The organism is Thermodesulfobacteriota bacterium, from assembly GCA_040755095.1.
In the GTDB taxonomy this organism is placed as follows: domain Bacteria; phylum Desulfobacterota; class Desulfobulbia; order Desulfobulbales; family JBFMBH01; genus JBFMBH01.
This window is the reverse complement of sequence record JBFMBH010000159.1, coordinates 1-9,689: the sequence shown is the minus strand read 5'-3', so window position 1 is coordinate 9,689 and position 9,689 is coordinate 1. Positions and strand designations below refer to the sequence as shown.

Sequence of the window (9,689 nt, the reverse complement as noted above, 5' to 3'; positions counted from 1 at the left end):
CGGCATAGACCCGCCGGCCGGTGGCATCCACCGTGACCTCCTGCCCGTCTTCCAGCAGGCGGGTGGCGGCCGGCAGGCGGAACAGGGCCGGGATGCCCAGCTCCCGGGCTACCGTGGCCAGGTGGGCGGCCACTTGGCCGGTCTCGCTCACCACCGCCTTCGCCCGGGGCAGAAGGGTGGCCCATTCCGGCAACGGATGCTGCACCACCAGCACGGCGCCGGCCGGAAACTGAAGCAGATCGACATTGGAGCGCACGACCCGGACCGGGCCGCACGCGGCGCCGGCGCTGGCCGTGATGCCGCCGGCGGCCAGACAGTCCGGCCCAGGCGCCTCCGCCTCCTCCCTGGCCGGCGCCTCGTCCTCGCTCGGCGCGGTGAACAGGCCCAGGGGCCGGCTCTGCAGGAGGATGATCTGACCAGCGGTATCGATGGACCACTCGATGTCCTGGGGGCTGCCGAAGTGCTCCTCCAGGCGGATGGCCACCCTGGCCAGCTGCCGGATCTCGTCCGCAATGAGGGGCCCGGGCAGGGGCAGCCCATCCGGCGGCCGGCTGCTGGTGGCGTGCCCATGCTCCTGGCGCAGCACCGGATGGGGCGGCTGGCGGTCCACCCGGTAGACCTCGGCGTCCGCCACCCCGTCCACCACCTGCTTGGCCAGGCCGGTCACCGCGCTCACCACCAGCCAGGAGCTGCGGGGATCCCGGGGCGAGCGGGAGTAGGTGACGCCGCTGGCCCGCGCCTCCACCATGGCCAGGCAGCCGACGCACATGGTGACGTCCTGGTGCCGGAAGCCCCGCTGCAGCCGGTAGATGATGGCCTGGCTCCGGTACTTGCCGGCGACGATTTCCTTGTAGGTCTGGAGCAGGAACTCCGGCGCCACATGCAGCTGGGTGCGGTACTGGCCGGCAAAGGAGGCGAAGCCGGTGTCCTCGCCGATGGCGCTGGAGCGCAACGAGACCAGCACCTCGGGGCGGGTCTGGCTCTCCAGCTGGTGGTAGGCAGCGAGGATGGCGGCCTCCAGGTCTGGCGGCAGCGGCGCGGCGGCAATGAGCTTCTGGATGGCGGCCGAGGTCTGGTACAGGGCCTCCAGGTCGTCCACATCCAGGGTCTGCAGCCGGCGGTTGATCTCCTCCTGCAGCTGGTTGGCAGCCAGGAAGCGCTGGGCCGCGGCAGCGGTGATGGCAAAGCCCGGCGGCACCGGCAGCCCGACCCGGTTACCCACCTCGCCCAGGTTGGCCATCTTCTCCCCCACCTGGTCCGCATGCTCGCGGCCGATGGCGGTCATGGGCAGAACTGGCGGCCCGCTGGCCGCCGGGGGGGTGCGCTCGCAGATTGCCTCGATCCGGGCAGTGATGGCGCGGCAAACCGGCACCAGGGCCTGATACCGCTCACCGCCGCCCAGCTCCAGCAGGTGCTGGACCATCTTGAAGACATTGACGCTGACCGCCGTGCTGTGCCCCCGGACAAAGGTCATACCGAAGGGCCGGCCCCCGGCCATGGTCTCCTCCATCTCGGCCATGAGCTCCAGGGCGTTGTTGTTGGCGGTGAGCAGGGCGCGGAAGTTGGCGTACTGGCGGCGGAAGGCGGCCTGGAGCGTCTCCAGGGACTGGCCGGCTGCGCCAGGCTCCCGGATGCTGAGCCAGGTCTGCACCCGGGTGATCAGCTCCTGGACAAGGCCCATCCGGTTCTCCCTCGCGTCGGGTCAGTCGTATGGCGCAGGCCAGGCGCTGCCCGCCGGGGGGGCGGCCAGCTTCCCGGTGTCGCTGGTGGCGGGTTGGGCCTCACCCGAAGAGGTGTCCCACCACCAGCGCCAGGAGCCCCAGGCTCAGGTTGGCAAAAAGACCGGCCACCAGATCGTCCCCCACGATGCCGAGGCCGCCTTGCACCACCCGGTCCACCCAGCGGATCGGGAAGGGCTTGGTGATGTCGAACAGGCGAAACAGGACAAAGCCGGCCAGCCAGAACAACGGCTCGTTGGGCTGGCCGGCCAGGGTCACCAGCATGCCGGCGATCTCGTCGATCACCACCACAGAAGGATCCCGGCGGTCCAGGATCTTTTCCGCCGAGCCCGCCGCAGCCACCGCCACAGCGATCACCCCGGCCAGGAGCCAGGGAAGGACGCCGGCGGGCAGAAGGCTTGCCGCCAGAATAAACAGGCCCAGTCCGACCAGGGAGCCCCAGGTGCCCGGCATCCCGGGCAGGTAGCCGGCATAGCCGCCGGTGGCGATGGCCATGATGAGCCAGGTCATGCGCGAGAGAAATCCTCGGGCCGGCAGCGGCCCACCGCGGCATAGACCTCCCGGAGCGGCACCTGCCGGGCGTCCGCCAGCTGCCGGCAGGCCTCGTACTCCGGGGTGAGCACCACCCCGGCCGGGGTTTCGATCCTTTTGGCCGCCACCGGTCCCCAGGGGGTGGGCACAGTGCCCCGCTGGCGGGGCAGGGTCCAGCGGCCTTCCCGCCGGTGCCTCAGGCCAATGGCGGTGGTCTCGGCCAAAAGGATGCGGCCCAGGTCCCAGGCCTGGGCCGGCTCGGCGAGCACCCGCAAGAGAAAGCCCGGCCGTCCCTTCTTCATCACCAGCGGCGCCGCCGCCACGTCCAGGGCGCCGGCGGCCAAGAGCCGCTGGCACAGATGGGGAAAGCCCTCCGGCGACCAGTCGTCGAGGTGGGTCTCCAGGACCGTCACCTCCTGGGCCTCGGCCAGGGTTGGCCTTTCGCCCAGGATCAGGCGCAGGAGGTTGGGCCGGCCGTCCGGCCGCTCCCTGGTGCCAGCCCCGTAGCCGACCGCGGCCGGCACCAGGCTGGGCAGGGGCCCGGTGCCCTGGCCCAGGGCCCGGAGGATGGCCGCCCCGGTGGGGGTGACCAGCTCCATGGCCAGATCCACCCCCTCCACGGCCAGGCCCTGCAGGAGCTGCAGGGTGGCCGGGGCCGGCAACGGCAGCGGCCCATGGACGCTTTCCACCCAGCCCCGGCCCAGGGGCAGGGGCGAGGCCAGAAGCTCCGTCACCCCCAGCTCCTCCAGCGCCAGGCTGGCGGCTACCACATCCACCAGGGCGTCAACGCCTCCCAGCTCGTGGAAGTGGATCGCCTCCGGATCCTGGCCGTGCACCGCTGCCTCAGCCTGGGCCAGGGCGGCGAAGACGGCCAGGGCCCGCCGCTGCACCCCGGCCGGCAAGGAGGCGGCGGACAGGATCTCCCGGATCACCGGCCAGGAGCGCTCCGGCTGGGGGGCGGTCAGCTCCACCCGGAACCGCGTGGCCGCAATCCCCCCCACCTGCACCCGCTCGACCGCCATCTCATACCCCGACACCGGCAGGAGCGCCAGGACGCTGCGCAGCCGGGCCTCGGTCAGGCCCAGGTCCAGGGCCGCGGCCACGAACATGTCGCCGCTTACGCCCGAGAAGCAGTCGCAGTAGAGGGTGCTCATGGGCGCTTCAGGCCGTTGCCGAGGTGGCCGTTGTTCATGCGGGCCAGCCAGAGCACCAGCTGGTGGCGGAAGAGGTAGGAGGGCAGGCTGACCAGCACGGTCAGGGCCAGCAGACCGGCCACGGCCTGCCAGTTGCCCTCATAGACCCGGGCGCCCTGCAGGCAGAGCATCATGGTGCCGGGCATGCGGGCCACCCCGGTGATGAACAAGAAGACCCGGCTCGGCATGGTGGTGAGGCCCAGGACATAGGACAGAAAGTCCTTGGGCAGCCCGGGGATGAGAAAGAGGATGAAGGGGATGACGAAATCCCCTTTGCGGATCAGCTTGTTGAACCGGCGGTAGTGGTCGGATCTCTCGAACCAGGGCAGGAGCAGGTGGCCGAAGAAGTGGCCGACGGCAAAGGCGATCATGGAGCCGGCGGTGAGCCCCAGGGTGGAGTAGAAGAAGGACGGCCAGACCCCGAAGAGGTAGCCGCCGAGGATGCCGGTGGCCTCGCCCGGGAAGGGGGCGGCCAGCACCTGGAAGGCCTGCAGGCCCATGAAGACCAGGGGCGCCAGAAAGCCGAAGCCCAGGAACTTCTCCCGCAGGGCCTCGGGATCCAGCCTGTTGCGCAGATGCCCCGCAGAATCGAAGAGGGCGTCGTGGCCGAGGAGGAGGAAGGCGAGGATGGCGCTGCCGGTGAGGCCGAGCAGGAGCAGCCAGCCCACCGTGCCCCCCTTGGGCCGCCTCATGAGGGCAGGCGGCTGCCGGCGGCCAGCGGGTGGCCGCACAGGAAGACGTCCACCGGCTGGCGGGTCCCCCCCTCCAGCTGCACCTCGGCCACCAGGAGGGCGCCGTCGCCAGTGGCCACCAGAAGGCCATCGGCCGCGGCTCGCAGCAGGGTGCCCGGGGGGGCGCTGCTCGTGGCCGGCAGTGCCCGGGGGCAAAACAGGCGCAGCCGGCGGCCGGCCAGAAGGGTGTGGCAGCCGGGCCAGGGGTCGAGCCCGCGGATGAGGTTGGCCAGCTCACCAGCCGGCCTGGTCCAGTCGATGGCGGCCATCTCCTTGGCCAGCGGCGGGGCCAGGGTGGCCAGGCGATCATCCTGGCGCACGGCTTTGAGCTCCCCGCGGCGCAGGAGATCGAGGCTCTTGATCAGGGCCTGGGCGCCCAGGGTCGCCATCCGCTCCGCCAGCTGGCCGGCGGTCTCGCCGGGGCCGATGGCCAGTCGCTCGATATGGAGGATGTCGCCGGTGTCCAGGCCCTCGTCCATCTGCATGATGGTGACGCCGGTCTCGGTCTCGCCGCGGATGATGGCCCACTGCACCGGCGCCGCCCCCCGGTAGCGGGGCAGGATCGAGCCATGGACGTTGATGGTGCCCAAAGGCGGCAGCCGGATGAGCTCGCCGGGCAGGATGCGACCATAGGCCGCCACCACCGCCAGGTCCGGCACCAAGGCCCGGATCGCCTCCCGGAACGCCTCGTCCCGGATGCGGGTGGGCTGCAGAACCGGGATGCCGTGCTGCTCGGCCAGAAGCTTGGTGGGGGGAGACGCCAGGTGCTTGCCGCGGCCCTTGGGCTTGTCCGGCCGGGTGACCAGGGCCACCACCTCCTCGCCGCTGGTGAGAAGCGCCGCCAGGGAGGGCACCGCAAAGCTCGGCGTGCCGTAGAACAGGATGCGGTAGGGGCGAAAGCCCTCGGCCGGACTCACGGCTCCTGCTCCCGGAGCATCTTGGCCAGCCGTTTCTTGAACAGGGAGCGTTTGAGGGCGCTCAGGCGGTCGATGAAGAGCCGGCCGTCCAGGTGGTCCAGCTCGTGCTGGATCACCCGAGCCAGGAGGTCGGTGGCCTCGAATTCCCGGGTCTTGCCCTCGGGATCCTGGGCCCGGACCAGGATGCTGGTCATGCGCTTCACCCCCGCGGTGTAGCCCTTGATGCTCAGGCAGCCCTCGTCATCGACCTCGCTGCCACTGCCGCTGACGATCACCGGGTTCACCAGGATGAGGGGGCTCCGGGTCTCGGTGGACGAGGAGAGGTCCACCACCGCCAGTCGGCAGCCGAGGCCGACCTGGTTGGCAGCCAGGCCAATACCCGGCGCCGCGTGCATGGTGGCGATCATGTTCGCCACCAGGTCCCGCAACTGGCTGTCGAAGCTGCCGATCGCCTCGGCAGGCTGGCGGAGGATGGGATCGGGATAGGCGCGGATGGGGAGAATGGGCATGGCTCGACGGGACACAGAGGATTCCGCACAAAGCGGGCTGGATCATACCATACTTTCCGGATCCACGTCCACGTGCATCTGGACCGCTGTCCCTAGGCCGGCAAGGCGTTCCAGCTCGAGTGCCGTGACGAGCCGGTGCAGGTCATCGATCTGGCGGCCCTTGAGCAGGATCTGCCAGCGGAAGCGATCCTTGAGCCGGACCAGTGGCGCCGGCGCCGGCCCCAGAACGGTGAGGCCGGCCAGCCCCCGGGCCAGGCGTCGGGCCCGTTTCGCCAGCTCGGTGGTCGTCTCCTGCACCTGGGCTTCATCCTCCCCCTCCAGGCGCAGGGAAACCAGGCGGCAGAAAGGCGGATAGCCCACCTGGCGCCGGAGGGCCAGCTCTTGCCGGAAGAAGGCCCGGTAGTCGTGCTCCAGGGCGGCCCGGATGCTGTAGTGGCCGGGCTGGTGGGTCTGGACGATCACCTGACCGGGCTTGTCGGCCCGGCCGGCCCGGCCCATGACCTGGGAGAGGAGCTGAAAGGTGCGCTCCGCAGCCCGGAAGTCGGGAAAGCCCAAGCCCGCGTCCGCCCAGACGATGCCCACCAGGGTGACATGGGGGAAGTGGTGCCCCTTGGCGATCATCTGGGTGCCCACCAGGATATCGATCTCCCGGTCGTGCACCGCCCGCAACAGGGCCAGGAGCTGGCGGCGGCTGGCAGCGGTGTCCCGGTCCAGGCGGCCCAGGCGGGCCCGGGGCAGAAGGCGGCCGATCTCCTCCTCCAGGCGCTCGGTGCCGAAGCCCACCGGTACCAGGTTGGCGCCCTGGCAGCTGGCGCACAGCGCGGCGTGGGCGGTGACAAACCCGCACCAGTGGCAGGCCAGCTGTCCCCGCTTCTTGTGCAGGGTGAGGCTGATCTGGCAGTGGGGGCAGCCCACCGGCGTGCCGCAGTCGGTGCACAGGACCAGGCCCGCGTAGCCGCGGCGGTTGAGGAAGAGCAGGGTCTGGTTGCCGGCGGCCAGGTTGTCCCGCATGGCCTGCACCAGGTCGGGCGCAAACAACGGGGGCCGGCCGGAGACGGTGGGCACCGCCTTGAGATCCACCAGCCGGACGGTTGGCAGGGGCCGGTCCTGCACCCGCCGCTCCATGGTGAGCAGCCGGTATTTGTCGGCCAGGGCATGCTGGAAGCTGGTGACCGACGGCGTGGCCGAGCCCAGGAGCACCACGGCCCCGGCCAGCTGCGCCCGCAGCACCGCCAGGTCCCGGGCCTGGTAGCGGAGGCCGTCCTCCTGCTTGTAGGCCCCGTCGTGCTCCTCGTCCACGATGATGAGACCGGGATCGGCCAGGGGGGCGAAGAGGGCGCTGCGGGCGCCGATGGCCACCGTCGCCTGGCCCCGGAGCAGCCGGCGCCACTGGTCGTAGCGCTCGCCGCTCCCCAGGCCGCTGTGCAACAGGGCGACCCGGTTGCCGAACCGGGACAGGAACTGGCCCTCCAGCTGCGCCGCCAGGGCGATCTCCGGCACCAGCACCAGGACGCTGCGGCCCTCCTGGAGGGTGGCGGCGGCGGCGCGCAGGTAGACCTCGGTCTTGCCGGCGCCGGTCACCCCGTGGAGCAGAAAGGGGGCGAAGCGCCGGGTGGCCACGGCGGGCAGCAGGGCGGCCAGGGCCGCCTCCTGCTCGGGGGAAAGGGTCTGGGGCCGGGCCGGGACCGGCAGCGCGTCGCCGAACGGGTCCCGGTAGGCCTCCCGCTCCTCCACCGCCAGGATCCCTTCTTCCACCAGCGCCTTCAGGGTGCGGCCCGCCCGGGGCAGACCGGCGACAAGGGCGCGCCGGGCCACCGCCTGTCCGGGGTCAAGGCCGGCCAGCTCGGCGAAGAGGGCCAGCAGCCGGGCGGCTGCCGGGCCGGCACCGGCCGGAAAGCCCGCCTCCGGCCGCGCCAGCCGGAGCCACGGCTCGGTGCGCACCCGCACCCCGTCTCCGGCCAGCGCCTCCCTAAGCGTAACCAGGCCGGCGGCCTCGAGTCGGGTCAGGAGGCGGCGCTCGTTGCCGGCGCGCAGCCGGGCCGTGGCGGCCATGGACAGCTCGCCCTTGGCCAGAAGCGGGGCCAGCCAGGGCCGCTCGCCGCCAACTGCCGCCGCCAGCTCTGCCGGCGCGGCCCGGCCGGCCGCGGTCAGGCGCAGCTGCCAGCCGCTCCGGGGGGCCAGACCAGCGGGCAGGGCGGTGCGGATCACCTCGCCGATGGGATGGTGGTAATAGCGGGCCAGCCAGCGGAAGAAGGGCACCAGGCTGGCCGGAAAGAGGGGCTCGGAATCGAGGATCGTGGTCACCCGCCGCAGGCGGTGCTCGGCGGTCAGCTCGGCCGGGGCGAGCAGATAGCCGGTCACCTGCCGCCGGCCCAGGGGCACCAAAAGCCGCAGGCCCGGCTGGAGGGCCGGGCCTGCATCGTCAGGGGGCAGGTAGGTGAGGGTCTGCGCCAGCGGGGCCGCCACCGCCACTTCGAGACCCGTCATAGGCCGGCCGCCACCTCCTTGATATGGGACCGGAAGGCGTCTTTGAGATCCGGATGGCGCAGGGCGAAGGCGACGATGGCCTTGAGAAAGCCCAGCTTGTCCCCAGCGTCGTAACGGTCGCCTTCGAACTCGTAGGCGTACATGGTCCGCTTCCTGGTCAGGGCCAGGAGGGCGTCGGTGAGCTGGATCTCGCCCCCGTGGCCGGGCTTGATCCGGCTCAGCTCCTCGAAGATCTCGGGCCTCAGGATGTAGCGGCCGATGATGGCCAGGTTGGAGTCGGTGGTGCCGGGGGAGGGCTTCTCCATCAGCCGGTCCACCACCACCACCCGTTTGTGATCCGGAGTGGACTGCCCCTCGACGATGCCGTACTGGTGGGTCTGATCCTGGGGCACCCGCAGGACAGCGACGATGGATTCCTGGACATCGGCAAAGAGGTTGAGCATCTGCTGGCAACAGGGGGTCTCGCTCACCACCAGGTCGTCGCCCAGGAGCACGGCGAAGGGCTCGTTGCCCACCACCTCCCGGGTCACCCAGATGGCGTGGCCCAGGCCCAGGGGCTTCTTCTGCCGCACCGAGACGATGTCGATGAGGTTCGAGATGTGGCGGACCTGCTCCAGGAGAACGGTCTTGCCCTTCTGGGCGAGATGGGTCTCCAGTTGATAGTTGAAGTCGAAGTGGTTCTCGATGGCCGACTTGCCCTCGCTGGTCACCAGGATGATCTGCTCGATGCCGGAGGCGACCACCTCCTCGACGATGTACTGGATGGTCGGCCGGTCGACCACGGTCAGCATCTCCTTGGGGATGGCCTTGGTGGCGGGCAGGAAGCGGGTGCCCAGCCCGGCGACCGGGATGACGGCCTTGCGGATGCGCATGGGGATCTCCTCCACATTGGGGAACGGACCGGGTGGCAGGCAGGATGGTTTGCCCGCCGGCTGGAAGGTGCAGTATTGTAAACGATCCCGCTCGGGGCTGCCAACCGCCATCCCGGAGGCGGCCACGCTCCGGACCTCCCTGGCCACCGTCCTCGCACGATGGCGAGCCGTTCTTATTGTATTGAGTGGGCAAGGTCCCGGAAGGCGGAGGCAGTGTATTGCCGGGAGGTGAGCACCATGAAGAAGGCGATGTCGGCCGTGGCAACCATGGTGATCGTGGCGCTGCTCAGTGGGTGCGCCGGGCTTACAGCGCAGCAGCAGAGGATCCTGACCGGTGGCGCTGCGGGTGCGGCCACGGGGGCAGTGATCAGCGGCGTGACCGGCAGCTCGCTCAGCAAGGGCGCGGTGGTTGGTGGCGCGCTCGGGGCAGTGGGCGGTGCTGTGGTGCATGAGCTGAAGTAGAGGATGTCCCCGATCTCATGACCCGTCTCGAGCGCCAGATCCTCTCCCGCATCCGGGAGCACCACCTGCTGAGCCCTGGGGACGGGGTGGTGGTGGCGGTGTCCGGTGGTGCCGATTCCATGGCGCTCCTGGCGCTGTTGCAGGCCCTGGCGCCCGAGCTGGCCTTGAGCCGCCTGGTGGTCGCCCATCTGGACCACGGTCTCCGGGGAGAGGAGGCGTCCGCCGATGCCACCCTGGTGGAGAGTGTG

General features: G+C 70.9%; 10 protein-coding genes. 2 read left to right on the top strand and 8 right to left on the bottom strand.

The window, feature by feature from the left end; all coding sequences use genetic code 11:
- From AB1634_17330 to galU, 8 genes are all read right to left on the bottom strand, one after another.
- Positions 1–1,681, bottom strand: a 1,681-nt coding sequence (locus tag AB1634_17330; GenBank protein ID MEW6221278.1) for a PEP/pyruvate-binding domain-containing protein, incomplete at its 3' end; no start/stop codon positions are given.
- A gap of 100 nt (positions 1,682–1,781) precedes the next feature.
- Positions 1,782–2,249 carry a phosphatidylglycerophosphatase A gene (locus AB1634_17325; GenBank protein ID MEW6221277.1) on the bottom strand — a complete coding sequence of 156 codons (468 nt, stop codon included), beginning with the start codon at positions 2,247–2,249 and terminating at the stop codon, positions 1,782–1,784.
- Positions 2,246–3,424, bottom strand: a complete 1,179-nt coding sequence (larC, locus tag AB1634_17320; GenBank protein ID MEW6221276.1) for a nickel pincer cofactor biosynthesis protein LarC — start codon at positions 3,422–3,424, stop codon at positions 2,246–2,248. Before larC ends, AB1634_17325 begins: the two co-directional genes overlap by 4 nt.
- The gene (locus tag AB1634_17315) at positions 3,421–4,155 is read right to left on the bottom strand and encodes a VTT domain-containing protein (GenBank protein MEW6221275.1); all 735 of its coding nucleotides are present in this window, start codon (positions 4,153–4,155) and stop codon (positions 3,421–3,423) included. Before AB1634_17315 ends, larC begins: the two co-directional genes overlap by 4 nt.
- Positions 4,152–5,111 carry a methionyl-tRNA formyltransferase gene (fmt, locus tag AB1634_17310; protein MEW6221274.1) on the bottom strand — a complete coding sequence of 320 codons (960 nt, stop codon included), beginning with the start codon at positions 5,109–5,111 and terminating at the stop codon, positions 4,152–4,154. Before fmt ends, AB1634_17315 begins: the two co-directional genes overlap by 4 nt.
- Positions 5,108–5,620, bottom strand: a complete 513-nt coding sequence (gene def / locus AB1634_17305) for a peptide deformylase (GenBank protein MEW6221273.1) — start codon at positions 5,618–5,620, stop codon at positions 5,108–5,110. Before def ends, fmt begins: the two co-directional genes overlap by 4 nt.
- A gap of 42 nt (positions 5,621–5,662) precedes the next feature.
- Positions 5,663–8,107, bottom strand: a complete 2,445-nt coding sequence (priA, locus tag AB1634_17300; GenBank protein MEW6221272.1) for a primosomal protein N' — start codon at positions 8,105–8,107, stop codon at positions 5,663–5,665.
- Positions 8,104–9,105 carry a UTP--glucose-1-phosphate uridylyltransferase GalU gene (gene galU, locus AB1634_17295; protein MEW6221271.1) on the bottom strand — a complete coding sequence of 334 codons (1,002 nt, stop codon included), beginning with the start codon at positions 9,103–9,105 and terminating at the stop codon, positions 8,104–8,106. Before galU ends, priA begins: the two co-directional genes overlap by 4 nt.
- Before the next feature lie 111 nt (positions 9,106–9,216).
- Between galU and AB1634_17290 the strand changes: the two genes are divergently transcribed.
- Positions 9,217–9,441, top strand: coding sequence for a YMGG-like glycine zipper-containing protein (locus AB1634_17290; GenBank protein ID MEW6221270.1), 225 nt, complete (start codon positions 9,217–9,219; stop codon positions 9,439–9,441).
- A 17-nt stretch (positions 9,442–9,458) separates the two neighbouring features.
- Positions 9,459–9,689 (top strand): ATP-binding protein (locus AB1634_17285; GenBank protein ID MEW6221269.1); only part of this gene is annotated, 231 nt, incomplete at its 3' end.

Excerpts from the sequence above, each read along its gene's own strand:
- priA (MEW6221272.1), bottom strand. The coding sequence starts at position 8,107 with ATGACGGGTCTCGAAGTGGCGGTGGCGGCCCCGCTGGCGCAGACCCTC.
- AB1634_17325 (MEW6221277.1), bottom strand. The coding sequence starts at position 2,249 with ATGACCTGGCTCATCATGGCCATCGCCACCGGCGGCTATGCCGGCTAC.
- larC (MEW6221276.1), bottom strand. The coding sequence starts at position 3,424 with ATGAGCACCCTCTACTGCGACTGCTTCTCGGGCGTAAGCGGCGACATG.
- AB1634_17290 (MEW6221270.1), top strand. The coding sequence starts at position 9,217 with ATGAAGAAGGCGATGTCGGCCGTGGCAACCATGGTGATCGTGGCGCTG.
- def (MEW6221273.1), bottom strand. The coding sequence starts at position 5,620 with ATGCCCATTCTCCCCATCCGCGCCTATCCCGATCCCATCCTCCGCCAG.
- AB1634_17315 (MEW6221275.1), bottom strand. The coding sequence starts at position 4,155 with ATGAGGCGGCCCAAGGGGGGCACGGTGGGCTGGCTGCTCCTGCTCGGC.